This window comes from Sphingobium sp. LMA1-1-1.1 (genome assembly GCF_040676365.1).
Classification (GTDB): domain Bacteria; phylum Pseudomonadota; class Alphaproteobacteria; order Sphingomonadales; family Sphingomonadaceae; genus Sphingobium.
On record NZ_JBEGHS010000023.1, the window covers coordinates 314,449 to 338,517 of the forward strand.

Below are 24,069 nucleotides of genomic sequence, written 5' to 3' on the forward strand. Positions count from 1 at the left end.
ATCTGACGGTCAAGAAATGGCGGCACCACAAGGATAGGGTGGTCGTTCTGGTCCAATCGGATCGAAAACCGCTCCGGGCGTCCGCCCCCATTAGGTATTGAAATAAAACGGGTCATGTCCCCATATGCTGGCCATGACCCGTTTTTCCGTATTGGACCTCGTCCCCGTCAACGAAGGCAGCACTGCCGGTGAAGCGCTGGACCGCGCCGCTGCCTTTGCCATCCATGCCGAAACCCTCGGGTTCCACCGCTACTGGGTGGCGGAACATCATGGCATGCCGGGCATCGCCTCCGCCGCGACCGCCGTGGTGCTGGCGCATATCGGACGGGCCACCAGCCACATTCGAATCGGTGCGGGCGGCATCATGCTGCCCAATCATGCACCATTGCTGATCGCTGAGCAGTTCGGCACGCTCGCCGCACTCTTCCTGGGCCGCGTCGACCTCGGCCTAGGACGCGCTCCCGGCTCCGACCAGCGCGTGGCGCAGGCGATGCGACGAACGCTGAGCGGCGGACCCGACGAATTCCCGCGCGATGTGATGGAATTGCAGGCCTATTTCGCCGGCGACGCGCGCCTCGGCTTCCGGGCAACGCCTGGCGCAGGAGAGGATGTGCCGCTCTGGATCCTCGGCTCCAGCCTCTACGGCGCGCAACTGGCCGCCGCGCTTGGCCTGCCCTACGCCTTCGCCTCGCACTTCGCGCCCGGCGCGCTGGACGAGGCCATCGCCATCTACCGCCGTGATTTTCAGCCCTCGGCGCAGCTTGAACATCCTTATGTGATGGCGGGCTACAATGTCTTCGCCGCCGATACGATGGACGAAGCCAGGCTGATCGCAACATCCATGCAGCAGGCCTTTGTTCGACTGCGCACCGGGCAGCCGGGCAAGCTACAACCGCCCGTTCCCGGCTATTATGAAAGCCTGCCCCCGCAGGCGCAGGCGATGCTAGCCGATGTATTGAGCGCTTCGACCATCGGCACCCAAGCCGATGTGGAGCGCGACCTGGCGGCCTTCATCCGCCGCACTCAGGTGGATGAAATCATCATCGGCGGCCAGATTCACGATCTGGCTGCACGCAAGCGCAGTCTGGAGATCGCCATGGCAGCCGGTCAGGCGGCGTCAGACAGACATCAGCCGGCCCCCGCTCAATAGCTTCGCCAACCCTGGTGCGGCGCGGCTGAGCATGGATCCAAGCATCACCACGACCAACAGCACCAACAGCGGCTGAACCAGCAGATAGGCCGGATAGAAGGGCGATCCCAGCTTTCCGAACAGTTGACCCAACACCGGCCCTCCCAGCCAGATCAGAATGAGGTGTGAGCAGAACAGGAAGAAGGCGAACGGCTCGATTCGCAGCAACATTCCCCGTGCCGCGCTGGCCGCCAGCGACCAGGCCAATCGCCAGAAGAACAGCGCAGCCGCGATCCGCACCATCATGTCAAGCACGCCCGTCCCGATGCCCGGTGGCAAGACGCCCGGATGCAAGGACATATAAAGCTGTGCCGTCATCAACAGCGCAAAGGGCGGCGCCGCAACGATCCAGGGCAGCGCCGACATCCGGCTTGCCAGCCCCTCGCGCCGTGCGATGATGCCCATGGTGAAGAAGAACAGGATCGACGCTCGCATCAGCACTGGCGGTCCCCAGCCCATGATCTGGCACAGCGCCGCCATCGCCGCGACCATGGCCAGCGCCCAGCCGGGCAGGCGAACGAGCAGGGGGGCCGCAAGCATGCACAGGAACAGGTCGCGCAAAAACGGCATCTGCACATTGATGTCGGGATTGCGGCTGACGATGAACAGTTCCTGGAACATCCAGTCGCCGGACGAAGGCACTGGCGCCGACAGGCCCAGCACCCAGGCCGCACCCGACACAAGCAGGATCGCCAGCGCATTCCACAGGATCATCGGCAGCAGGATTGTCCGCGCCTTGCGCCCGACATGACGCAGCCAGTCATGCGTTCGCGACGATCCCGCGACCAGCCAGCCAGAAATCAATCCCAGCAAAGGTACGGCGCTGCGCCCGAAAACCTCCATCAGGCCCCAGCGCAAGCTGTCCTGTGGCGTCCCCCGCAGGCTTTCCAGATCGTGCCCGTTAAGGCCTGTCCATGCATGTACATAGACCACGCCCAGAATACAGATCACCCGCGCGATGGAAATCGCATCGGATTGCCGCGCCACGTCGGTCATCGGCATCCGCGACACAGGATATCCCCGACTTTCGGTCAATGTTTCAACAGCCAAGCCTGACACGCATTTCCTCTGACCAACACGGCGCCAGACTGGCCGCACCAACAACATGGGCAGGCGATAAGCAGAATCTTTACCGGTCGCCGGTTAAATCGATCCAACGTGCCGGAATCCCGTCCGGTCGAGGGAAAAGCAGGTTCATGACCCAGATGCACGGTGCAGACCATTTTGCCGGCGCGCAGCCGCATGTCTTCCAGGCTCCTGTCGATGCCATGGGAATGGTTTTCCAGATCGCCGGATCCAGTTCGCAACTGATCATCGACGCTGCCCGCATTGCGTCATTGGCGCATGATCCCGACCCTTCGCTCGCCATGGCGGGGCAGGTCGGCAGCCAGGTCAAGATGCGCGTTGGCCCCGTCTGGCTGATCGCCAGCGTCCGCGCCATGGCGATGGACCGGCAGGACAGCAACAGCATCATTGTCGACATCGATTTTCTGGGCGAAGGCGATGAAGAGAAGCTGACGGGGCGGATCTACCGCTTCCGCCGCGGCGTGACCCGCTATCCGACGCCGGGGACGGAGGTCTATCCGGTGTCGAGCGCGGACATGCAGCAGATCTATTCCGCCGACGACCGGCCCCATGTGCAGATCGGCACCGTTTATCCCACGTCCGACACCCGCGCTGCGCTCTATGTCGATTCGATGCTGGGCAAGCATTTCGCCCTGCTGGGTTCGACCGGCACCGGCAAATCGACCAGCGCCGCACTGATCCTGCACCGCATCTGCGACCTGTCGCCGCAGGGCCATATCGTGATGATCGACCCCCATGGCGAATATGGCGCCGCCTTCCACCAGAATGGCGCGGTCTACGACGTCAACAACCTCGCCCTGCCCTATTGGCTGATGAATTTCGAGGAGCATTGCGAGGTGTTCGTCACCTCGGAAGGCTCCGAGCGGACGGTGGATTGCGACATCCTCGCCAAATGCCTGCTTGCCGCGCGGTCGAAAAACCGGCTGGCGGAGAGCATTGGCCGGCTGACCGTCGACTCACCTGTGCCCTATATGCTGTCGGATCTCACCAACATCCTTCAGAACGAGATGGGGAAGCTGGACAAGGGCACCGGATCGCTGCCCTATATGCGGCTGAAGACCAAGATCGACGAGATCAGGAGCGATCCACGCTACAGCTTCATGTTCTCCGGCATGCTGGTCGCGGATTCGATGCAGGAATTCCTTGCCAAGATCTTCCGCCTGCCCTCCGGCGGCAAGCCGATCTCGATCATAGACGTGTCGTCCATGCCGTCCGACATCACCTCCGTGGTGGTGTCGGTGCTGTCGCGGCTGGTGTTCGACTATGCGCTGTGGGCGCGGGACGAGCCACAGCGCCCGATCCTGCTCGTCTGCGAGGAAGCCCATCGCTACATCCCCAGCAGCACCAGCGGCAGCGGGCAGGCCGTTCGCCGCATCCTGGAACGGATCGCAAAGGAAGGCCGTAAATATGGCGTGTCGCTGGGCCTTATCACCCAACGTCCGTCGGACCTTGCGGAAGGCGTGCTGTCGCAATGCGGCACGATCATCTCCATGCGCCTCAACAATGACCGCGACCAGGCATTTGTGAAGGCTGCCATGCCGGAAGGCGCGCGCGGCTTCCTCGATTCCATCCCCGCGCTGCGCAACCGGGAAGCGATCATCTGCGGCGAAGGCGTCGCCGTGCCGATCCGCGTGGCGCTGGACAATCTGGAGGAAGCACGTCGTCCCGCTTCGGGCGATCCGAGCTTTACAGAACTCTGGCGTCAGTCGGGCGGAGAAGCGGAGATACTGGCGCGCACCATCACGCGCTGGCGCAGCCAGGGGCGATAGGCTTCTATCCCGCCGGGACGACCCGCCCGGCTGGTTCGCTCTCCGCCTGGACGCTTTCGCGGCACTCTTCCTGGTTCACGGGAACGAGCAGCTTCGCCTTCCGCCAGCCACCCTGCAGATAGACCAGCCCGGCAAGCAGGAAGGCAGCAGCCGAACCCGCAGGAAAACTCAGCCACAGGGCATCCGCACCCAGATGCGGATAGCCCAGATGGTAGAAGCCCAGCCGCACTGCGAAGAGAGTGAACACAAGGATCAGCAACGGCCGCACCACCACGCCGTTGGCCCGCATCACCCCGAACAGGATCATCGTGCCGCCGAACAGCATGAAGCTCCAGCTCGCCAGAAGCTGCATGTGCCAGGCAGCGGCGATCGCTGCCTCATTCTGTCCCAGGAACAGCGACAGCAACGGCGCGTGGAACAGCAGGATAACAGCGACCATCGTGCCGGTGATCAGAAACAGATAGCCCATGCCATAGCCGGTGATGCGGCCGATCCGATCCCATCGGCCAGCGCCGATATTCTGCGCCGCCATGGCGCTGACCGCCGCGCCCATCGCCATGGCCGGCATCTGGAGATAGGTCCAGATCTGCTGGGCCGCGCCATAGGCCGCTGTGACAAGGAACCCCTCGCGATTGACGAGGCCGATCATCACCAGTCCCGACGTGGACATGACGATCATCTGCAATCCCATGGGCAGCCCCTTGCCGAACAGAAGCCGCATCTGGTCCGGCGCCGGGCGCAGATATGCCAGTTCCCGTCCGCGCAGCCGCAGCGGCAGATCCTTCGCATAGGTGTAGAGGATGATGCCGATAAGGCTGATCACGCCCGCCGCCGCCGTGGCAGCCGCCGAACCGCCGATTCCCATGGCCGGAATCGGGCCAAGACCCAGGATCAACACGGGGTTGAGGACCAGATCGACACCGACGCTCACGAGCATGAAGATCAACGGCGTTCGCGCATCGCCCGTTCCGCGCAGGCCCATCATCATCATGACGCTCAGCAGGGAAGCGGGCATGGCGACGAAGATCACCCGCAAATAGATGAGCGCAAGGTCGAACGCCTCCGCCGGGGTCGCCAGCAGCCTCAACAAGGCCGGCGCGCCGATCCATCCGGCGGTCGCTACGACCAGACCCAGCAGGGTGCAGAAACCAACAGCCGATCCGAAAGCCCTGCGCGCCGCGTCAAGATCGTTCCGCCCTACCGCCTGCGCAACCATCACCGTCGACGCCATGCCAAACCCGAACACGACGGAGAACATCAGGAACATGGTGATGTTCGCATTGGCGGTCGCCGCTAGCGCCTGCGCGCCCAGGAAACGGCCGACCCAAATGGCGTTGATCGATCCGTTCAGCGACTGGAGGATGTTGGACGCCAATGTCGGGATGGCGAACAGCAGCAACGCCGATGCAATCGGTCCTTGCGTCAGGTCTCTGGCCCGCTGTTCCCCTGCAACCATGAACCCTCCTGTCCCTTGCGGATGACAACTCGCACCATCTGGCTGACCCGGTGACTCCCGGTCAGATTCCTTCGCCGGTCAGGCGAGCCGTTCCAGCGCCGCCTTCAATCTTTCCGCCTCTGCCGCCTTTTCACCATGATCCTCGCGCGCCTTGGCCACCGCCTCGGGCTTGGCCTTCTCGACGAAGCTGGGATTGGAAAGACGCCCGGACAGCGAATCCCGTTCCTTCTCGGCCGCCGCCAAGGCCTTGGCGAGCCGCGCTTTCTCGGCGGCGATGTCGATCACGCCTTCCAGCGGCAGGATGAAGGTCGCCTCGTCCACCACGATCTGCGCCGCGCCGCCCGTGACGCTATCGCCAAAGGAGAGGCTTTCCACCCGGCCCAGACGCGCCAATGCGGCCCCCTGGCGATCGATGCGGCGGCGGGTTTCCTCGGCCGCGTCATGCACGACCACGCTGAGCTTCGCGCCGGGCGGCACGTTCAGTTCGGTGCGCGCCGTCCGCATCGCGCCGATCAGCCGGATAAGCCAATCGATCTCCCCCTGCGCCTCGCTGTCGACGGCATAGAGCGCCTGCGGCCAGCGGGCGACGATCAGTTCTGTTTCGCGGCTGCCGGTCAGATTCCATAACTCTTCGGTAATGAAGGGCATGAACGGATGCAGCATCACCAGGATCTGGTCGAACGCCCAACCCGCGACGGCGCGCGTTTCCTCGTCCATCGAGCCCTTGGTAAGCTCGATATACCAATCGCAAAACTGGTCCCAGACGAAGTGATAAATGGCGTTGGCCGCGGCGTCGAACCGCAGTTCGGACATGGCAGTGTCGATCGCCTGGACGGTCGCCACCGTCTCCGCGATGATCCAGCGATTGGCCGGGGCTTCCGCATGGGGTGCCTCATGGCTGGTCGATGCGGCGACGCCGTTGGCTTGCAGGAAACGCGCCGCGTTCCACAACTTCGTCGCGAAGTTGCGATAGCCCTCGACGCGCTTTTCATCCATCTTCACGTCGCGCCCCTGGCTTTCCATGGCCGCCATGAAGAAACGCAGCGCATCGGCGCCGAACCTGTCGATCAGGCCCAGCGGATCGACGACATTGCCCTTGGACTTGGACATTTTCTGCCCATCCGCGGCCCGCACCAGACCGTGAAGATAGAGCTTGCGCCACGGCACATCACCCATGAACTCCAGCCCCTGCATCGCCATGCGCGCATCCCAGAAGAACAGGATGTCGAAGCCGGAGATCAGCAGGTCATTGGGGTAATGGCGCTTGAGCGTCTCGGTCTCCTCTGGCCAGCCCAGCGTGCCAAAGGGCCAGAGCGCGGAGGAGAACCAGGTATCGAGCACGTCGGGATCGCGGACCAGCGCCTTGTTCCCGGCCATCGCCTGCGCTTCTGCTTCGCTCTCCGCGACATAGGGATTGCCGTCCTCGTCATACCAGGCGGGAATCTGATGTCCCCACCAGAGCTGGCGCGACACGCACCAGGGCTGGATATTCTCCATCCAGTTGAAGAAGGTCTTTTCCCATGTTCTGGGCACGATCTCGATCCGCCCGTCGCGCACTGCCTGCATCGGCGCGACCGCCAGCTTCTCCGCATCGACATACCATTGATCGGTCAACCACGGCTCGATCACCACGCCCGAACGGTCGCCAAAGGGCGTCTGGATGGTGCGCGGCTCTGCGTCGGAGAGGACTTCCTCGCCTTCCTTGTTCTTCGAAACATGCGGCACCAGCAGGCCGAGCGCCTTCATCTCCGCCACCACCAATTCGCGTGCGCCGTCAACGCCATCCTTCCGGAAGCGGTGCAGCCCCAGGAACCGATCCGGGATCAGCCCGTCGGCGGTCTGGGTCACATTGGCGTCGGCATCGAACATGTTGAGCATCTCGGCGGCGCGGAAGCCCGCCCGTCTGCCCACTTCGAAATCGTTGAAATCATGCCCCGGCGTGATCTTGACCGCGCCCGATCCGAGTTCAGGATCAGCATGCTCGTCGCCCACTATCCTGAAACGCCGGCCAGTGATCGGCTGGAGGATGTCCTTGCCGATGACGTCCCGGTAGCGGGGGTCGTCCGGATGAACCGCGACCGCCATGTCCGCCAGCATCGTTTCCGGCCTTGTCGTCGCGACCACGATATGGTCGACCCCGCTGGGGAGCTTGACCCCATCGGCGAGCGGATAGCGGAAGTGCCAGAAGCCGCCCTTCACCTCCTGCGTCTCAACCTCCAGGTCCGAAATCGCCGAGCGGAAGCGCGGATCCCAGTTCACCAGCCTCTTGTCGCGATACAGCAGGCCACGCCTGTGCAATTCCACGAACACCTTGATGACGGCTTTCGAAAAGCCCTCGTCCATGGTGAAGCGCTCATTGGCCCAATCCATGGAACAGCCCAGGCGGCGAAGCTGGCGCGTGATCGCACCGCCGCTTTCCGCCTTCCATTCCCACACCTTCTCGACGAACTGCTCGCGGGTGTAGTTGGTGCGCTTGTCCTGCTGCGCCTCCATCTGCCGTTCGACCACCATCTGCGTCGCGATGCCCGCATGGTCGGTCCCCACCACCCACAGCGCGTCCTTGCCGCGCAGCCGCTCGTAGCGGATGACGATGTCCTGCAAGGTGTTGTCGAGCGCATGGCCGATATGCAGGCTGCCCGTGACGTTCGGCGGCGGGTTGACGATGGTGAAGGGTTCAGCATCGGGCCGGGCCGGGCGGAACAGCCCCCGCTCCTCCCAATGGGCGTACCAGCGGGACTCGATTTCGGCGGGGTCGAAGGTCTTGGGCAATTCGGTCATAGGCTGGCCTTTACGCAAGGCGGCGGCGGCGTCAAATATCCGCTGCATCTTTCCTCCGTCCATGAGGCAAAAAAGCCGTGACCGCATCCCCAAAGCCGCTGACCATCGTACTGATCCCCGGCCTGATGAACGATGGCTGGGTCTGGCACGGCGTGATCGGCGCGCTGAGCCGCCTTGGCTCCATCCATATCGCCCGCACCGACGGCTGCGATTCTCTGGCTGCCATGGCCCGGAATATCGCGGACAGGGTCAGCGGTCAGATGGTGGTCATCGGCCACAGCATGGGCGGCCGGGTCGCGCTGGAGCTGGCGGACCAGGTGGCGGACCGCATGGTGGGACTGGCGCTGCTGGATACGGGCGCGGGCGGCCCCAAGGCGCATGAGGCGGAAGGGCGCCTGAAACTGGTCGATCTCGCCCGTAAAGAGGGCATGGGCAGCGTCGCGAAACAGTGGATGCCCCCAATGTTGGCGCCGCACCGGCTGGAGGATGTGGCGTTGATCGAGGGCATCACCGACATGCTACTGCGCGCCGACGCCGATATTTTCGCAGCCCAGCAGAAGGCTCTGCTCAACCGGCCGGATCGATTGGACCTGCTTGCGTCCATAAGCTGCCCCATCCTCGCGGTCACCGGCAGCGAGGACAATTGGGCTCCCCCGGCCCAACATCAGGAGATGGTCGACCGCGCCCCCCATGCCCGGCTGGAAGTGGTGGAGGGCGCTGGCCATATGCTGCCTGTCGAGGCGCCGGAGAAGCTGGCGGAGATACTGACCGGCTTCATCCGCGCTATCGCCTGATCCGCCCTAATTTGGAGCGCAGACCCATAGAAGTCTCACCGGTCCTGCTTCTTCGTCCACCGATCCAGCCAGCCCAGTGCCTCGTCATACCATTGCAGCGAGTTGCGCGGCTTCAGCACCCAGTGATTCTCGTCCGGGAAGATCAGCAGCTTTGACGGCACGTTTCGCCTCTGCAGCGCGGTGAAGGCCGCTAGTCCCTGCGTGTAGGGAATGCGGAAATCCTTTTCGCTGGTCACCACCAGCATCGGCGTCTTCCATTGGGTCACATGGTTGACCGGGTTCCATTTTTCGAACTCTTGCGGATTTTCATAATAGGGTCCGCCATGTTCCCATTCGTCGAACCACAATTCCTCGGTTTCATAAGCCATGGCACGGGCGTCGAACACGCCGTCATGCTGGACAATGCACTTGAAGCCGTCGGGCCAGTTCCCTTCGATCCAGTTCATCATGTAACCGCCATAGCTGGCGCCAAGTGCGCAGCCGTTTCCTGCGTCGACCTGCGCGTCCCGCGCCGCGGCGGCCGCCAGACCCAGTTTCAGGTCCTCCAGAGGCTTGCCGCCCCAATCCTTGTTGATGCTGTCGGTAAAGGCCTGCCCATAGCCCGTCGAACCATGGAAATCGACGATGACCGCTGCATAGCCATGGGAAGCGAACAGCTTGGGATTCCAGCGGTAGGACCAGCTGTCGTTGAAGCTGCCTTGCGGGCCGCCGTGGACGAGCAAGGCCACCGGCAGCTTGCCCCCAATCCCCTTCGGCTTCACGATCTGGCCCCAGACAATGTCGCCATTCGCGCCCCTGAAGCTGTATCGCTGCACCGACACATCGTCGACCCCGGCCAGCTTGTCCCCATTGACGCTGGTCAACCGAACGGCCCTACCCTTGCCGCCCGGCATCTTCCAGAAATCGGCGGGCGACTGAATGCTGTCGAGCGTGTAGACGAAGCCGCCCTTGGGCAGCGGCAGGACGCTGCCCGCATGACCCGCCTGCGTCAGCCGCGTGACCTTGCCCGACGCGGCGTCCACGCGGAATACCGGATGGTCCAGCACATCATCGGCGGTAACCAGAATGCCCCTGCCATCGGCTTCCCACACAATGGACGCGACCGATCGGTCCCACGCCTCGGTCAGCGCCCTCGTCTCGCCCGTCGCGATGTCGCGCAGCATCAACACCTGCCGGTCACTCTCATAGCCCGGCCGCTTCATCGCGGCATAGGCAAGCCATTTTCCATCGGGCGACACCGCGGGCATGCTGTCCATCGCATCATTGGCGTCCGTCAGATTGACGGGCGCCGCCGCCCCGTCGGCGGGGACCGCGAAAATATCCAGGTTGGTGGACAGGGATTCGATGCGCCCCGCCTCGCGCAGCGTGAAGAACAGAGTCTTGCCGTCGACGCTCCAGACGATCTCTTCGGCACCGCCAAAGGGTTTGGACGGGCTGTCTCCGACCAGCGCACCCATGACCGACACGGCATTGCCGCCATCCAGCGGCATCACGAAGATCTGCGAGCGCTGCCCGTCCGCCCATGTATCCCAATGGCGCACGAACAACTGGTCATAGACGCGTCCCGTGCCAGCCGTGGGCGGGGGCGCGGCCTTTACATCGTCAAGGGTCTTCGCACCCACGGGCCGGTCTGCCCACAGCGCGACGCGATCACCCGCCGGACTGAGCAGGAACCCCGAAATCCCGCCGGGCGCCTTCGTCACCTGCTCGCTCTTACCGTCCTGGACGACGACCCGCCAAAGCTGGTCTTCCCCACTCCGGTTGGAGAGATAGTAGAGCGATCTGCCGTCCGTCGAAAAGGCTGGCGCGCTTTCATTCTTGTCCGGGAGGGAGGCAATCATGCGAGGCGCCGCACCCGCCTTGCTCAGGTCCAGCAGATACAGGTCCGTCCTTCCCCTGTTCCCTGCAAGATCGGTCGCTCGCAATTGATAGGCGAGCCATCGCCCGTCGCGGGAAAGCGCCGGCGCCGACACGCGACGCAGGTCGACCATATCGCCGGGCGTGAATGGCCGGGCAGAGGCTGGCGCGGCGATCCACGCCGCTTGAGCGAGAGCCAGAGCACCAAGTCCCGCTTGCAGAAGAGATTTCATCGATGACACCCTTGAACCGGATCGCGCCGCTTTTCGCGGCGGCGACGAAGCTATGAACAAGGGTGTAGGCAGCCGCCGGCTGGCTCGCAAGGATCAGCCACTGGTGCGTAATAAAATAACAAAGACCGAATGATCGCGGTCAGTTCAGCATGATTGCGGCGGGAGACAAGCAACCGCACCTCGCAATGGCGCGAATCAGAGCGTCTCGACTCAGCGGCCCGTGATTCGGGCGATTTCCTTGGCGACCATGTCCTCGACCATCTGCGGCAAGCGCGCGTCCAGCCATTCCTTCAGCATCGGCTTCAGCATCGAACGCACCAGCCCATCCAGCGTATTGTCTTCGCCTTCCCTGGGCGTAACGAGCATGGATGACAGGGCGGACAGGGAATGCCGGGCCGCAACTTCGCTTTCGACGGACAGGATGGACGCACCCTCCTGCTCGGCAGCAGGCCGGGACGCGCGGGACGTTCGATGAGCAGGCATGGGTTCCTCCACAGCAACCTCGTCGGTCAGTTCCAGCACTTCGTCGCCAGCTGGTTCGGACAGGGCCTCCGGCACGGAAACAGGCCGGACCTTCTGCGCGGCTTCTCCGCGTGCTCGGCGTGGCAGGGTCTGCACCGCTTCCTCGCCCTCTTCAGCGATGATCCGCTTGATGGACGAGAGGATGTCCTCCATCGAGGGTTCCTTGCTCATGTCGCCCATGGTTAACCCCTATTCCTGTCCCCGTTAACGCCATACCACCAAGGAACGCTCCTGAGGTTAAAATTGCGTTAAGGCTGCGCCAAACCGGGGTCCACATTGGCGTTTTGCGCCGGGGAGTCAACGGTCCGCGTCGATTGAACCTTTGGCGCTGGGTCGAAATCCCAATCGAACCATTTGCCCTTCACCCGGTCATAATTAACCATCGGGTCATAAAGCGTACCGGTTTCGAGGTTCAGGTCATCCGCCTCGGCATGGCCCATGGCCGCCAACAGGCTGAAGCCGGCGACATAGGCGTTGCGGCGCGCCGTCACCAGTTGAACCTTGGCGTTCACCGCTTCCTGCTCGGCATTCAAGATGTCCAATATGGTGCGGCTGCCGACGGAATTTTCCGCTCTCACGCCTTCCAGCGACAGGTTCGCCGCGTCCACCGCCTTCTGGTTGGACTGGATGCTCTCCAGCGACGCCTGCCAGCTTGCATAAGCCGAACGGGCCTGCGCGATCACGCCGCGCTCGACCTCGATCACCTGCTCCATAGCCTGCGATTCGAGCGCCTGGCGCTGCCGCACCTGCGCGGCCGGACGTCCGCCCTGGTAGAGTGGAATGCTGAGTTGCACGCCTGCCGAGGCCTGCTTGTTGACCTGCGACCCGTCGGCGCTGTTCATGGCGCTCAGCGTATCAAGATAATTGGTGTAACCTGCCTGGGTGACGGCGGAGAGCGTGGGCGATACCGCTGCCTTGGCCACATTGACATCGTAAGCCGTCGCTTCCCGATTCTTGGCGGCGGCCAGGATATCCGGATTGTCCTTCAGTGCGACCTGTACCGCGGCATCAGGGGACGCCGGCAGTCCCGGAAGCGCTGGCGGCGGCTGAAGATCGTCCGGCGCCTCGCCGACTAGCGCGATATAATTTTCCCGGCTGGTGATCAGGTTCGCCTCGGCCGTCTGGAGGCTGGAGCGGGCCAGCGCCAATCGCGATTCGGACTGCGCGACATCCGTTCGGGTCACGTCCCCCACTTCGAAACGGTCGCCTGTCGCCTGGAGATTGACCTCCAGCGCCCTCACATTGGCCTGGTTGAGCGCGACCACGGCACTGTCGCGGATCACGTCCATATAGGCGGCAACCACGCGGGAAAAGACACTCGCCTCCGTCCCGCGAAGATCTGCCTGCCCTGCTGCCACGCGGGTCTTCGCCGCCTTCACGCCGTTACGCACGGCGCCGCCGGAATAAAGCGGTACGGTCAACTGGGCATTCGCATCCACCGTCCGCTGCGGCGAAGTGAAGCTGATCGTCGGCTTGAGAATGCTTTCCGTATAGGTCCCGGTCGCTCCAAGCGAGGGTCGCCCCGCCGCCTTCTGGATAGGCACGCCCTCATCGGTCGCCTGTTGCCCGGCACGCGCGCCGGTAAGCGTCGGGTTGGAGCGATAGGCCTTGGCCAGAGCCCCCTGCAGGGTCTCCGCATGAACCGTCCCGGCCATGGCAGAAGACACCGACAGCAACAGGATGAGGGCATTACGCCCCGAAAGGCAAGATCTTGCTGTCATGTCCCCCCCATAGGCCCTTTCAGAACACAAATCGTTCCGGTGCGGCAAAGCCCGGAAGTACGACCATTTCCATGTCGGCGAGGCGGGAAAGACCCAACACCCCCGACACCACCCGACCGCTGCACAAGCGGGTCACGCCACGCTCCACAATGCCTGTCACCACCCGCGCGCCATCGGCAAGCTGCTGAACGAGCGCGGCGGGCACTTCCTCCACCGCGCCGTCGACGAACAGCACATCATAGGGCGCGCCAACGGCAGAACCAGCATTCAGAGGGCCGCGAACCACGGTTACGCCATCGACCGCGATGTCCGGTCCGCCCTCTTCCTCGACCGCGGTGACCTGCGCACCCAGCGTCGCCAGCAGTGCCGCGCTGTAGCCTGTGGCGGCGCCGATCAACAGCACCCTGTCACCCTTGGCGATCTGCGCTTCCTTCAGCAGACGGCCCGTGACCAGCGGCGGATTGAGCGCGCGACCGCCCGCAAGCGGGACCGGCCGATCGACATAAGCCATGGCCCGCCGCTCAGCCGGCACGAATTCCTCCCGCGCCACATGCGCCATCGCCGCAATCACGCGCTGATCATCCACATCGCTGGTGCGAAGCTGGCTTTCGACCATGGCGGCCCGCATCGATGAAAAATTCTGCTCCGTCACGACAATTCCTCGACTGGGATAGCTTTTAGGAAAGCTGTATTAGGAAAGCAATACAGCAAAGATATAAATCGGACCTCTAAATCAGCCAACGAGCCACGCCAAGCGGCTTTACGTGCTCCAACACCAGAATCTTGCGCTACGATATCACAGCGCTGCTTGACTTTGCATCAAAAGCCGCACATTTGCGGCCACCCACGCCGAGGCCCGATGGCGGAGTGGTGACGCAGCGGACTGCAAATCCGTATACGCCGGTTCGATTCCGGCTCGGGCCTCCATTTCAGCTTCCAGAGACGTCCGCAGACGTCCGATAAATGGCTGATTTCTGCCGTTTTTTGTGCTAGACTTGCCAGGCAAATCCGGCCGGCTCCATCCTCTTCCGAGTACAATGAGGGTACAGTTGATGGACCGCCCGCCGAGCACCGCTTGGGAGGTCCATCATGGCAGAAGGCAGCAGTCGCAGAACAGGCCTCACCGCAAATGCGGTGAAAAACGCTAGGCCCAAGGAGAAGCCGTACAAGCTCTCCGATCGTGATGGCCTCTACCTGCTCGTAAAGCCGACCGGTGTCCGATACTGGCGCATGAACTACCGCTTCAACGGACAGCAGCGCACCCTGTCATTTGGCCGCTGGCCAGAGATCATGCTGAGCGACGCACGGGAAATGCTTCTCGAGGCGCGACGAAAGCTGGCGAAGCGAGTCGATCCGGCCGAGCAGGCGAAGCTGGACAAGATCGCCAAGTCGTTGGCTGCAACCAACACCTTCGAGACGATTGCGGAGGAATGGCTGGACAAGATCGAGAAAGAGGGTGCCGCGCCGCTCACCCTTAAAAAAGCAAAATGGCTACTGGGCAAAACCTACGCCGCGATCGGTTGCCGCCCCATCACCGAGATTTCAGCGCATGAGCTCCTCCTGGTCCTGAAGAAGGAGGAGGCCACGAAACGCTACAATACGGCAAACCGCATTCGCAGCACCTGCAGCCAGGTATTCCGTTATGCGATCGCCACCGCCCGCGCCCAGCGTGACATCGCCGTGGATTTGCGCGGCGCGCTCATCACACCGCGAGAGCAACATCGCGCCGCTGTCACGACGGCCGCCGAAGCCACCGCATTGCTGAGAGCCGTTGAGGATTACGAAGGCAGCCCCCTCACCCGAATCGCCCTTCGCCTCCTTCCGCACCTTTTTGTTCGTCCTGGTGAATTGCGATGGGCTGAATGGAAGGAGTTCGATTTTGAAAAGGGCGTATGGACGATCCCAGACTTCAAAATGAAGATGCGCCGCCCGCACGCCGTCCCCCTGTCACGGCAGGCGCTCGCCATCATAAGCGAGATCGACCACGACGCTGCGTACAGCGATTTTCTGTTTCCTTCGTTGCGGGCGCTTGATCGACCGATGTCGAACAATACGATCAACGCTGCCCTAAGACGGCTTGGCTATTCCAAGGATCAAATGACCGGCCACGGCTTCCGCGCTATGGCGGCGACGCTCCTCAATGAGATGGGTATCTGGAACCCTGACGCCATCGAACGCCAGCTCGCTCACGCAGACGGAAATTCGATCCGCCGCGCCTACGCGCGCGGGCAATATTGGGAAGAGCGGGTCCGAATGATGCAGCACTGGTCAGATTATCTCGACCAGCTACGGGACGGCGCTACCGTTTTGCGACCGAAATTCGGGCATAGCGGATCATAATTTGCCATTGAGGAATCGATGGCATAGCGGCCGCAACTGGCCGATTTGAGACGGTCCGGTTATTGGCGGACATAAGCAGAAAGCTGCCCTTCCGCTGTCATGGCCCGGCACTATGGTAGGCGGGCAATAGCCGCCGGTCGGCTGTCGACCATTAATTGCTGTTCCAATCACGACCCTTACTCTCCAAAAGCGGACATAGCTATTGCGTCGACCAACGCCTGCGTGGTTCCTGACACGCAAGTGCGATGGTTTTCTCGTCTTTTTCTTCGATGTTGATTACATGCCTCGGGGAAAATGGAAGCTCTGTTCCGAACCAAAATTCATCGTTCTCAGCGATGGCACTGGGTTCATTGTCGAGTATTCCCAGATACCCGCCATCTATGCGCTCCCTGACCAGAACCCACATCCGCTCCACGGCGACATTCTCATCACCGTCATCGACGCTTATCCGAAAGATCAGCTTTGCAAGGTCTCCGGGTTTAAGGTTTTCTCGCCTTTGCCGGTCGGGTATCCAAAACGTCTCTGGCGCAGCGGCGTGGTAACCCTCACCGTCATCAAGGCACCATCCGTCGGTTTGGAAATCTGGCTCACGCATGACACGATCTTAGCTCAGAGTGGAATGTCTGCAAGGCGCTGTCACCTAGCCGCAAGCCGTCATTCCGCTCTCCACACCATCGCGGCGATTGGGTCGGATGAAAGGCTTGGCGAGTCGCACCGGTGCTGTCGGTCCGGTTTATCTTTGCACCAAATACGACGCCGGGACGACCCGGACGGGTGGTGAGTGGACTGTCGGCTCTGGAAGTTGAAAACGCTATAGCTGCCGTTCCGCAACGACAGTATGTCGCTAGCATGACCGATGAAGCCTCAACTGACACTGATTGCTATTGTGGATCGCTGACTGATCTTGCCGTGGTCCCGATGGGTTCCGATGGTTTGGATGAACGCGTGTTTGCGTCCTTTGAGCGGCTGGTCGAGCATGGAGGCGATCAATGGTGGCTCTATATCTCAAACTGCCACCAGTGTTCGCAGGATTGGATGATCGCATCCGACGAGCGCATTTACGACAATCACTATCTGCGCCGCATCACGCCGTCCGTGCGGCAAGCCGCCGTGGAAAATGGGCAGTGGCCCGACGAGTTCATGACCTACGAGCAGGTTTTAAGGATCGGCCGAACCATGAGCACACCGTGGACATTTCTCGACCGTCGTTCGCCGGGATTGGTATGGACAGCCGAAGACTTACGTCGAGAAAAGCCCGACATCTCATTTGCTGAGATTGCCTATCTGCTTGGCATCCCCGAACCTGATGCTGTTCGCTTGCTGCAAAAGCCGACGCTTATGGACCGCTTTCGGGCATGGCTCTTGCGCCATTGAACGGCAATTTCTGGTCGACGGCCGACTATCTGCTTTTCTAACGCCTGAACCTGAACGAACGACCGGTTCCAGGAAACAGAAAATACCCGTTGGACGGCTACAAGTGGCGCGTTGCTGTCGAACCGCTTTCTATCAGATCAACGATCTTCCAGGCGCCGTACCAATGCCTTGATCCCCTCGACTGGGACCAGTGTCGCGCTTCCAAGCTTGAGCGTCCTGATCTCGCCCTCGGCAATGAGTTCATAGAATTTGCTGCGCCTGATCCCCAGCATCCGGCAGGCATCGGGAATGCGCACCGTGATCGGCTCGATCCTGTCCTGAGACGGCAGGTCGATATTCTTGAACGGTCGATGTTCACGGCTCATTGCAAACTCCTCAGCTTTTGGATGATGGGATCGTCGGTGGCTGGCGGCGCCTTGCCCGCGAACCGATCGGCAATCTCGTCGATCAGTTGCGCAAACAGCTTGGCGCCTGCGGCCTGTGCGGCTTCGCTAACCGGGTTCATGGCCCCGGTGACGAGCTGATGCCGGACCATCCGCGCCAGTACCTCCCAGACCAGAGCCTGGTTGCGCCGCAGCCAGTCGGTGTTGCGGTCGATCCTGGTAAGGCGAATGCCAATGGCTTCGTCGCTCTTCGGCGCCTGCCGCCGGTTGAACCAGGCGTCGAGTGCCTCGACCAATATCTCCGACCGCGCCCGGCCCGAACTTTTCGCCAGATGCTCGAGCCGCCTGCTCATCTCCTCGGGCAGGAACAGTTGGTGCCGGGTCTTGTAGGTTTTCATGGGGCGTCGGCCTGCTCATGCTGATGTCCGGTGGCAGCGGATTAGCTCAGCGCAAGGGGGAACACAGGAGCGATCCGCTGCCATGGATGATGATGGCTGTCCGGCCTCTGCCTGGACATGGGGCAGATGGGAGCAAATCGGACCAGTTCGGCCCTACATGCCGCCGATACTGGGACCGCCGCGGCCCCGGTCGATGGTCCAGCTGATCGGCCGGTCCTCGCGCATCAGTCCGGAAAGCTGCTTGCCCACATGGCGGTCCAGCTCGTCACGCCAGGGCACCAAGGTAAACTCATGGCTGCGCTCGATCAGCGCGAAGCGGCCGGATGTCATGTCGATCCGTCGCCTGAGTGTCCCCTCCACCCGTTCGCCCGGCACCGTCTCGGCAAAGGGCAGGCCCATTTCCTTCGAGAGTTGGTTGGCTACGGCCCGCACCTCCCGCTCCCGCAGAATGCGCAGCAGATTGCGGCGGTAGATCACTTCATCGCCCTGACGCTCCGCGAGTTGCTGATCGACCAGCCATTGCTGGCGCAACGCCAGCGCCTTGCGCACCTCCTGACCATAGCCGCTGCTGGCGATCGGCGCCCTGTCGCTGGCGGTCAGTTCCCTGTCCAGCCAGGTGGCCGCCTGAACGCCTGTCTGCTGAAGGATCGGCGCGGCTGACAGTATCTCGACCTTCACCGGCTCGGCCCGCAGCTTGCGCTGCTCATAGGCGCGAACGGTGTCGAGATGATCGGGACCGATCTTCCATGTCCCGTCGGCTTCGCGTTCCGGCTTGCCGGTCACCTTGCGGATCGCTTCCAGCCGCCGGACATGGGTTTCGACAAATTCCTCGCTGGCATCGGGATCATGGTTGAGGTGAATGCCCAGGCTGTAGCGTCCGGCATTCGCTTCGGCGATCCGGGCGACGGTGCGGTCGACGCTGCGCGGTTCGGCCTGCCGGGACGTCAGGCTCACCATGCCGCCGATCGGCGTGGGTTCGGCGCTGGTGCCGACATCGACATAGTGGCTGCGCCCGTCGATGCCGTCGACAATGAGATAGCGACGCTCATGATCGTCATCGGCTGCGCCCCGCTTCATCACCCTGCCAATGATGGGACCGGTGACCTGCTCGGGCACCTGGTCGATGCCATGGACAACATAGCGGTCGGCATCGGGCGAGGATGCTTCCTTCTCCTTTGTCATCTCCCGATGCATGAGGCGGATGATGTCCCCGCGCATCCCCATGTCGGTCAGCGTCTGTTCCATCTGCGGGGAGAGCGTCCAGGAGAGCGGTCCGGTCGGCTCCGCCAGCTCCATCCGCTCCAACACCCACGCACGGGCAACCAGCAGTTGCTGCTGGCCCGCATCGATGCCCTGTAGCCCATCGATCCGGCGCAGGTCGATGATATGATATTTTGCCTGTGCCATTAGCATGCGGTCGAGCCGGGTGAGGCGTTCGGCCTCCACCTCGCGTTCGAGCTGCTGGCGCACCTCGATCTCGCTTTGCGGACCCAGGGACCGGGTCATGATTTCCGATGCCCGATAGCGGATGGCATGGGCGATATAGTCGCCTGCGATATGGAGGGTCTTGCCGTCCTCGGTGACGCCCCGGATCAGGATATGGCTGTGGGGGTGTCCCGTGTCGAAATGATCGACCGCAACCCAGTCGAGGGTGGTACCCAGATCTTCTTCCATCTTCGCCATCAGATCGCGGGTAAAATCGCGCAGCGTATCGAAGGCCGGGCCATCCTCCGGCGCGACGATCAGGCGGAACTGATGACGGTCGTCCAGACCCCGCTCGGCAAAGGCCCTGGAATCGGCCTCGTCCGCGAACGTCGAATAGAAGCGCCCCGGCTCCCCCTCGCGGCTGACGCCATCGCGTTCGAGATAGCGCAGATGCATCCCCACGGCGCCGGCCTTGCCGGCAAGCTTCACGACCCGCGCTTTCACCGTCACCCGCCGGGGCCGCACCCGCATGCCGCTGCCCCGGTCGAAGGACCAGCCCGAACCGCGCGGCACGGCAGCCGCAATCCGCGCGCCGCGCCCCCGTGCATTGAAGCGGCCGGAGCGAGGACCAGAATCCGCCCCATCAAGCCCCAAACGGCGCGGGTTGCCGCCGCGCCGGGCAACCTGCTTCAATATCTGCGAGCGCAGCCGAGCCGCACGCGGCGGGCGGGCGCCCTTGCGCCGCGAACGCCCGACGCGGGGCTCGAAGCTATCGTCATCCTGTGCCATAGTCAGGATATGGCGAGAAAGGTCCCAAGGCCTCAAGTATCTCGCGCGAAAGTCCAGCTTTGCTGCGGCTTTGCGGACAGACAGTGCCGGTTTTCTGGCTCTCGGGAGACAGGCCGTCTCCAGCAAAAAGGATGTGCAGACAAAGGCTTGGCCGGGCAGATGCGACGAAGCGTGCCGGCCTTTATCTTGCTGCGATCTCCTAACCCGGCACCCCTTCCTTATGTTCCCTATATGTTCTATTCTCAGGCCCATAGCGATTCTCAGGGAAGGGCCAGGCATGGGCGTGCAGATCGAGGCAATGGACGGCGGCAGGCTGAGGCTGAGCGGCGATGTCGAGACCATATTCGACCTGCCTGCCAGCGCGGTGACAGACGGCTTTTCCTTCGCCTTTTCCGATGGGACATTGCTGCGCGGCCATCATGATATTGGCAGCGGGCGCTGCCATTTCACGCTCGCGGCGGAGGGTGCGGCCATTGTCAGGATCGTGCGCGAGGGGCGTCATGACCGTGCGCAGATTGAATGGAAAGTCGAATGGATGACGCTCGCCTGTGGCAGCAAGACGCTGTGTCCGATCCATGCCAAACCGCATGATGACGGGCGGCAATTGGTGCTGGATATAGAAGCCAGGGAAGCGGCGTGACGCGCTGCGCTCAGGCAGCCTTGGCGAGGGTTTCGATGCGGCTTTCGCAAGCTTCGCGGACAAGATTTTGCAGCAGCGACACCCGCTGCGCGATCCAGTCCAATTCCTCTTCGGTGATGCGATAGGCCCGCGAATAGCGGGCCTTGATATAGGCGTCGCGCAGCAGGGAATAGCAGCGCTTCTCAAAACGGGTCTCGCGGGGCCAAACGGTTTTGAGCGACGGCTCCAGTTCCTCGGCCAGATCGCGCAGCCGGTTCAGATTATGGCTCTTGGGGCTGTACAAAGTGCGGACGAGAAACAGGCAATGATAGAAGCGCTCGGTCGCCTGATGCAGGAGAAACGCCGCTTCCTTCGGACGATCCATTTCCTTCACGAGCTGACTCGTTTTCAGGAAAGTTTCAGCGCTTTCAAACCACTCGTCGAAATAGTCCTGCGTCTCCTTGAGTGCCTGCTCCGCAGATAGCGGTTGCGGCTCGACAAAGGGGTGCTCCGGCTCCTCGAAGAGTGAAATCCCGTCACGCAATATGTCCATGAAGAAGTAGCGACCCAGCCGCAGCTTGTCGTTCACATCGTCGAGGCTGTGGTAGATAAGACTGACCGGGGTACGCAGAACCGTGCCCGCTGACAGATCGGCCAGAAGTTGGCTTTCGGTCTTCTCCCAGAATTCCGCAATGTCGGTCAGGTCATCATGATTGACGACGATCAGCAGATCATAATCGGAGAAATAGCGCCCCACCGGGTCTTCGACCCAGTCGCCTCGGGCATAGCTGCCGAACAGGATGATCTTGAGCAATTTGCCGTTGCGGTAGCGCGGCTGGGTGCGCTGCGCGGTAGCGCGGGCAAAGCCCTCGCGCACGGTCTCGACCACATGCGCCAGTTCGCGGCGCTTGCCTTCGGGCAGATGATCGAGGCTGGTCTTCATGGCCCTAGTCCTAACCTGCTATCGCAAATCCGCCAACCTCGCCGCGTAGCAGCGATGAGGTTGGCGGCATGAAATCTCTCCGCCTCGCAATCATTTGCGCCACCATCGGCGCGGTGGCGATGCTTCTCCATGGCGCAGATGATAACCGATATGAGCGATGGCGCGGACCATCTGCCGTTCGACGGCCCTGACGGAAAGGCCGGTTATTCTGGCGACCTCCTCATAGGTCATGGCATCGAGCCGCACCGCGAGGAATATCTCCCGGCGCAGGCGCGGCATTGTCAGCAGGGCCGCCTCCAGACGTTCCAGCCGATCAGGATCGGGGGTGTCGGTCATGACAGGTCTCCCGTTCAAAGGAAGGACCGGCGGTTTGAAAGACCGCCGGCCAGGACAGGTCATGCGGCCTGTGGCAAGGGTGCGGGATCGCCATGGGGTTCGGCGTAGGCGGACAAGGCCATGGCCTCTACGGCGCTGGTCGTCCGGCTGACGCTGCCGACGCCGCCGCGCTGCGTGTAGCCGCTGGCCGGGAAGCGCAGCCAGCGCGGCACCCAGCCCTCGACCATGGTGCGTCCGTTGGTGCCTGTCAGACAATCGCGAACGATCTGCTTCTTGGTCTTGCCGGTTGCCTTCGCATTGGCTTCGGCAATATCCTTGCCCGCCACCTCGGCCAGCATGGCGTCGATCACCTCACGGTCGCGGAGGCTATCGAGCAAGGCGTCGTCGGCCTGCCAGACCTGCGCCATGTCGATGCCAAGCTGCATGCCCAGCGCGTCGACAAGATCGCACCGTGCGTCCAAGGTCTCGCCCATCACCACAGACAGGATGGACATGACGGTGGCATCGTCCAAGGTGCAGAGTCTGGCGTAGAGGCTGGTCAGCCCATCGCTGCCACCCGTGATGGTTGGGGTGTCTGCATCGAAGTCCAGTACCGCCAGCAGCCTGCGCCGCTCGGCATCGAACTGCGCCTCGGATGGGCTGTTCTCGACGCTCTCGGCAATCGCATCGGCGGCGCGCTGCGGTTCGGTCCTGATCGTCCAAAGCGGCGATCCCGCGATCATATGCGCCACCGCCACCCGCAGGCAGAGGCCGGGATGGCCGATTATTCCTGCCCGGACGGCGGCATGGCGATGCAGGTCGATATAATCCTGCTGGCTGCTCGTCACTTCGGGCCGTGAGGGCTTGTTGGTGGCTTCACCGCTCTCCCCCTGCCTCTCCAGCTTGCGGGCTTCCTTGGTCGTGAGATAACCCTCATGGAAAGTGACATCGCCCCTATGGCTGGTGACGACATAGACCTTGCCGCCCTTGCGCTTGGGGCAGCGCTCATATTCCCAGCCATGGAAGGGTTCGCCCTGTGGGAGAAGGACGATATCGCGCCATCCGGCATCCCGATATTGCTCGACCCGCGTCTCTATCGCCGCATTCTGGGCCTGCCAGAAGGCCACGACATCCGCGAAATAGCGATCCTCCCCGAACAGGTCGGCCACGATCCCGCCTTCATAGCTATCGACATCGAACAGCGCCGCCTTGATCGGGATCGACACCCCTCCGAACAGCCATGCCTTCAACGCCGATCCCGTCGGCACATAGGCGCTCTCGTCATCGAGCAGGGCCAGCCAGTCGCGCTGCTGGGATTTGGAAGCGAGGGTCAGATGCCGCACGGTAACGACATCGATCTTTGCCGCCCGGAAGAGATTACGGATGCGGGGCAGCAGATTGCCCAAGGCCAGCGTCCGCTTCACCTGCAACGCGGTCAGTCCGAAGGTCAGCGACAGTTCCTCGACGCTGCGTCCCTCGCGCATCAATCGCGTAAAGGTTTCGCACTGGGTCATTTCATCAGGATCGAGCCGGGCGATATTCTCGATCAGCGAAGCTTCCAGCGCCGCCGCGTCGTCCCCTGCCTCGATCACCGCGCAGGGCAGCGCCTCGGCTTCGCCGCTTTCCTCAGCGACGGCAAGCGCCGCCTGATAGCGCCGCTTGCCTGCCACGATCTCATAGGTGTCCGGACTACCATTCACCCTGACGATCAGCGGCACCAACACGCCCCGTGCCCGCACGGACGGCAGAATGTTAGACAGGTCCGCCTTGCCCTTGCCGCGCATGTTGACGGCAGAGACAGTGAGCTTGGCGATGTCGATATGCTTGAGTTCCATGGTCCTTCACTCCTTCAAACCGCCGCAACCGGCGCCGGAATGGCGGGTGGGCGGCAGGAGCGGACCGGCAGGCCCGCCGGCAGAGCCGGGCTGCATCCGCAGGACCGGAACGAAGGTGGAGGACTCCAGCGAAGCCGGAGTTGCGGCCCGGCGCGGCGGGCCTAAGGGCAAGCGACGCCCACCCGCCAGATCGACGCCGCCAAGGCCAACGCTGTCGCACCGCAGGCGCGGCGACCGCCGGGG

20 protein-coding genes and 1 tRNA gene are annotated in these 24,069 nt (G+C 62.6%); 7 read left to right on the forward strand and 14 right to left on the reverse strand.

Translation table 11 applies throughout. The features are described 5' to 3' along the window. Positions 1 to 133 precede the first annotated feature (133 nt). The gene (locus MRBLMA1_RS12955) at positions 134 to 1,150 is read left to right on the forward strand and encodes an LLM class flavin-dependent oxidoreductase (protein WP_363737238.1); all 1,017 of its coding nucleotides are present in this window, start codon (positions 134 to 136) and stop codon (positions 1,148 to 1,150) included. On the opposite strand, the gene MRBLMA1_RS12960 is transcribed toward MRBLMA1_RS12955, so the two are convergent. Next, complete coding sequence (locus MRBLMA1_RS12960; protein WP_363737442.1) at positions 1,118 to 2,191, reverse strand: acyltransferase family protein; 1,074 nt, start codon at positions 2,189 to 2,191, stop codon at positions 1,118 to 1,120. The two genes, MRBLMA1_RS12955 and MRBLMA1_RS12960, sit on opposite strands and share 33 nt — an antisense overlap. 194 nt (positions 2,192 to 2,385) lie before the next feature. On the opposite strand from MRBLMA1_RS12960, the gene MRBLMA1_RS12965 reads away from it, so the two are divergent. Then, positions 2,386 to 4,044, forward strand: a complete 1,659-nt coding sequence (locus MRBLMA1_RS12965; protein ID WP_363737239.1) for an ATP-binding protein — start codon at positions 2,386 to 2,388, stop codon at positions 4,042 to 4,044. A gap of 4 nt (positions 4,045 to 4,048) precedes the next feature. Here the strand turns inward: MRBLMA1_RS12965 and MRBLMA1_RS12970 are convergent, their stop codons facing one another. Further along, entirely contained in the window at positions 4,049 to 5,500 is a 1,452-nt protein-coding gene (locus tag MRBLMA1_RS12970) for an MATE family efflux transporter (protein ID WP_363737240.1), read from the reverse strand. A gap of 78 nt (positions 5,501 to 5,578) precedes the next feature. Further along, a complete protein-coding gene (locus MRBLMA1_RS12975) occupies positions 5,579 to 8,278 on the reverse strand; it encodes a valine--tRNA ligase (protein ID WP_363737241.1) in 2,700 nt (899 codons plus the stop codon). A 77-nt stretch (positions 8,279 to 8,355) separates the two neighbouring features. On the opposite strand from MRBLMA1_RS12975, the gene MRBLMA1_RS12980 reads away from it, so the two are divergent. Beyond that, positions 8,356 to 9,072: an alpha/beta fold hydrolase gene (locus MRBLMA1_RS12980; RefSeq protein WP_363737242.1), complete on the forward strand. Its 717-nt coding sequence runs from the start codon at positions 8,356 to 8,358 to the stop codon at positions 9,070 to 9,072. Positions 9,073 to 9,107: 35 nt separating this feature from the next. On the opposite strand, the gene MRBLMA1_RS12985 is transcribed toward MRBLMA1_RS12980, so the two are convergent. The 4 genes from MRBLMA1_RS12985 to MRBLMA1_RS13000 form a co-directional block, all read right to left on the reverse strand. Further along, complete coding sequence (locus tag MRBLMA1_RS12985; protein WP_363737243.1) at positions 9,108 to 11,162, reverse strand: S9 family peptidase; 2,055 nt, start codon at positions 11,160 to 11,162, stop codon at positions 9,108 to 9,110. A gap of 210 nt (positions 11,163 to 11,372) precedes the next feature. After that, the gene (locus MRBLMA1_RS12990; RefSeq protein WP_363737244.1) at positions 11,373 to 11,864 is read right to left on the reverse strand and encodes a DUF2497 domain-containing protein; all 492 of its coding nucleotides are present in this window, start codon (positions 11,862 to 11,864) and stop codon (positions 11,373 to 11,375) included. A gap of 68 nt (positions 11,865 to 11,932) precedes the next feature. Next, positions 11,933 to 13,405, reverse strand: coding sequence for a TolC family outer membrane protein (locus MRBLMA1_RS12995; RefSeq protein ID WP_363737245.1), 1,473 nt, complete (start codon positions 13,403 to 13,405; stop codon positions 11,933 to 11,935). A gap of 19 nt (positions 13,406 to 13,424) precedes the next feature. Next, entirely contained in the window at positions 13,425 to 14,057 is a 633-nt protein-coding gene (locus tag MRBLMA1_RS13000; RefSeq protein ID WP_363737246.1) for a protein-L-isoaspartate O-methyltransferase family protein, read from the reverse strand. 201 nt (positions 14,058 to 14,258) lie between these two features. Between MRBLMA1_RS13000 and MRBLMA1_RS13005 the strand changes: the two genes are divergently transcribed. Continuing rightward, positions 14,259 to 14,332: transfer RNA gene (locus MRBLMA1_RS13005), tRNA-Cys, on the forward strand. A gap of 162 nt (positions 14,333 to 14,494) precedes the next feature. Then, on the forward strand, positions 14,495 to 15,745 hold the full coding sequence (locus MRBLMA1_RS13010) for a tyrosine-type recombinase/integrase (protein ID WP_363737247.1): 1,251 nt from the start codon (positions 14,495 to 14,497) through the stop codon (positions 15,743 to 15,745). 199 nt (positions 15,746 to 15,944) lie between these two features. Here MRBLMA1_RS13010 and MRBLMA1_RS13015 read toward each other — a convergent pair whose 3' ends face one another. After that, positions 15,945 to 16,340, reverse strand: a complete 396-nt coding sequence (locus MRBLMA1_RS13015) for a hypothetical protein (RefSeq protein WP_363736255.1) — start codon at positions 16,338 to 16,340, stop codon at positions 15,945 to 15,947. 254 nt (positions 16,341 to 16,594) lie between these two features. Between MRBLMA1_RS13015 and MRBLMA1_RS13020 the strand changes: the two genes are divergently transcribed. Then, positions 16,595 to 17,119 carry a hypothetical protein gene (locus tag MRBLMA1_RS13020; protein WP_363737248.1) on the forward strand — a complete coding sequence of 175 codons (525 nt, stop codon included), beginning with the start codon at positions 16,595 to 16,597 and terminating at the stop codon, positions 17,117 to 17,119. Between the two features lie 137 nt (positions 17,120 to 17,256). Here MRBLMA1_RS13020 and MRBLMA1_RS13025 read toward each other — a convergent pair whose 3' ends face one another. The 3 genes from MRBLMA1_RS13025 to rlxS all read right to left on the reverse strand — a co-directional run bounded on the left by MRBLMA1_RS13025 (position 17,257) and on the right by rlxS (position 20,114). After that, entirely contained in the window at positions 17,257 to 17,484 is a 228-nt protein-coding gene (locus MRBLMA1_RS13025) for a helix-turn-helix domain-containing protein (RefSeq protein WP_363737249.1), read from the reverse strand. Beyond that, on the reverse strand, positions 17,481 to 17,900 hold the full coding sequence (locus MRBLMA1_RS13030) for a hypothetical protein (RefSeq protein WP_363737250.1): 420 nt from the start codon (positions 17,898 to 17,900) through the stop codon (positions 17,481 to 17,483). Before MRBLMA1_RS13030 ends, MRBLMA1_RS13025 begins: the two co-directional genes overlap by 4 nt. A gap of 153 nt (positions 17,901 to 18,053) precedes the next feature. Beyond that, entirely contained in the window at positions 18,054 to 20,114 is a 2,061-nt protein-coding gene (gene rlxS / locus MRBLMA1_RS13035) for a relaxase/mobilization nuclease RlxS (RefSeq protein ID WP_363737251.1), read from the reverse strand. A 277-nt stretch (positions 20,115 to 20,391) separates the two neighbouring features. On the opposite strand from rlxS, the gene MRBLMA1_RS13040 reads away from it, so the two are divergent. Beyond that, positions 20,392 to 20,754, forward strand: a complete 363-nt coding sequence (locus MRBLMA1_RS13040) for a hypothetical protein (RefSeq protein WP_363737252.1) — start codon at positions 20,392 to 20,394, stop codon at positions 20,752 to 20,754. 10 nt (positions 20,755 to 20,764) lie between these two features. On the opposite strand, the gene MRBLMA1_RS13045 is transcribed toward MRBLMA1_RS13040, so the two are convergent. The 3 genes from MRBLMA1_RS13045 to MRBLMA1_RS13055 all read right to left on the reverse strand — a co-directional run bounded on the left by MRBLMA1_RS13045 (position 20,765) and on the right by MRBLMA1_RS13055 (position 23,826). Then, positions 20,765 to 21,676 (reverse strand): HEPN domain-containing protein, encoded by a 912-nt coding sequence (locus MRBLMA1_RS13045; protein ID WP_363737253.1) that lies wholly within the window; start codon positions 21,674 to 21,676, stop codon positions 20,765 to 20,767. Positions 21,677 to 21,766: 90 nt separating this feature from the next. Next, positions 21,767 to 22,012 carry a sigma-70 region 4 domain-containing protein gene (locus tag MRBLMA1_RS13050; RefSeq protein WP_363737254.1) on the reverse strand — a complete coding sequence of 82 codons (246 nt, stop codon included), beginning with the start codon at positions 22,010 to 22,012 and terminating at the stop codon, positions 21,767 to 21,769. A gap of 59 nt (positions 22,013 to 22,071) precedes the next feature. After that, positions 22,072 to 23,826 carry a ParB/RepB/Spo0J family partition protein gene (locus tag MRBLMA1_RS13055; protein ID WP_363737255.1) on the reverse strand — a complete coding sequence of 585 codons (1,755 nt, stop codon included), beginning with the start codon at positions 23,824 to 23,826 and terminating at the stop codon, positions 22,072 to 22,074. Positions 23,827 to 24,069 lie beyond the last annotated feature (243 nt).

Coding starts and splice junctions, on each gene's coding strand:
- MRBLMA1_RS13030 (WP_363737250.1), bottom strand. CDS start 17,900: ATGAAAACCTACAAGACCCGGCACCAACTGTTCCTGCCCGAGGAGATG.
- MRBLMA1_RS13015 (WP_363736255.1), bottom strand. CDS start 16,340: ATGCGTGAGCCAGATTTCCAAACCGACGGATGGTGCCTTGATGACGGT.
- MRBLMA1_RS13040 (WP_363737252.1), top strand. CDS start 20,392: ATGGGCGTGCAGATCGAGGCAATGGACGGCGGCAGGCTGAGGCTGAGC.
- MRBLMA1_RS12990 (WP_363737244.1), bottom strand. CDS start 11,864: ATGGGCGACATGAGCAAGGAACCCTCGATGGAGGACATCCTCTCGTCC.
- MRBLMA1_RS12965 (WP_363737239.1), top strand. CDS start 2,386: ATGACCCAGATGCACGGTGCAGACCATTTTGCCGGCGCGCAGCCGCAT.
- rlxS (WP_363737251.1), bottom strand. CDS start 20,114: ATGGCACAGGATGACGATAGCTTCGAGCCCCGCGTCGGGCGTTCGCGG.
- MRBLMA1_RS12955 (WP_363737238.1), top strand. CDS start 134: ATGACCCGTTTTTCCGTATTGGACCTCGTCCCCGTCAACGAAGGCAGC.
- MRBLMA1_RS13045 (WP_363737253.1), bottom strand. CDS start 21,676: ATGAAGACCAGCCTCGATCATCTGCCCGAAGGCAAGCGCCGCGAACTG.
- MRBLMA1_RS12975 (WP_363737241.1), bottom strand. CDS start 8,278: ATGACCGAATTGCCCAAGACCTTCGACCCCGCCGAAATCGAGTCCCGC.
- MRBLMA1_RS12970 (WP_363737240.1), bottom strand. CDS start 5,500: ATGGTTGCAGGGGAACAGCGGGCCAGAGACCTGACGCAAGGACCGATT.
- MRBLMA1_RS13050 (WP_363737254.1), bottom strand. CDS start 22,012: ATGACCGACACCCCCGATCCTGATCGGCTGGAACGTCTGGAGGCGGCC.
- MRBLMA1_RS13055 (WP_363737255.1), bottom strand. CDS start 23,826: ATGGAACTCAAGCATATCGACATCGCCAAGCTCACTGTCTCTGCCGTC.
- MRBLMA1_RS13020 (WP_363737248.1), top strand. CDS start 16,595: ATGACCGATGAAGCCTCAACTGACACTGATTGCTATTGTGGATCGCTG.
- MRBLMA1_RS13010 (WP_363737247.1), top strand. CDS start 14,495: ATGGCAGAAGGCAGCAGTCGCAGAACAGGCCTCACCGCAAATGCGGTG.
- MRBLMA1_RS12985 (WP_363737243.1), bottom strand. CDS start 11,162: ATGAAATCTCTTCTGCAAGCGGGACTTGGTGCTCTGGCTCTCGCTCAA.
- MRBLMA1_RS12995 (WP_363737245.1), bottom strand. CDS start 13,405: ATGACAGCAAGATCTTGCCTTTCGGGGCGTAATGCCCTCATCCTGTTG.
- MRBLMA1_RS13025 (WP_363737249.1), bottom strand. CDS start 17,484: ATGAGCCGTGAACATCGACCGTTCAAGAATATCGACCTGCCGTCTCAG.
- MRBLMA1_RS12960 (WP_363737442.1), bottom strand. CDS start 2,191: ATGCCGATGACCGACGTGGCGCGGCAATCCGATGCGATTTCCATCGCG.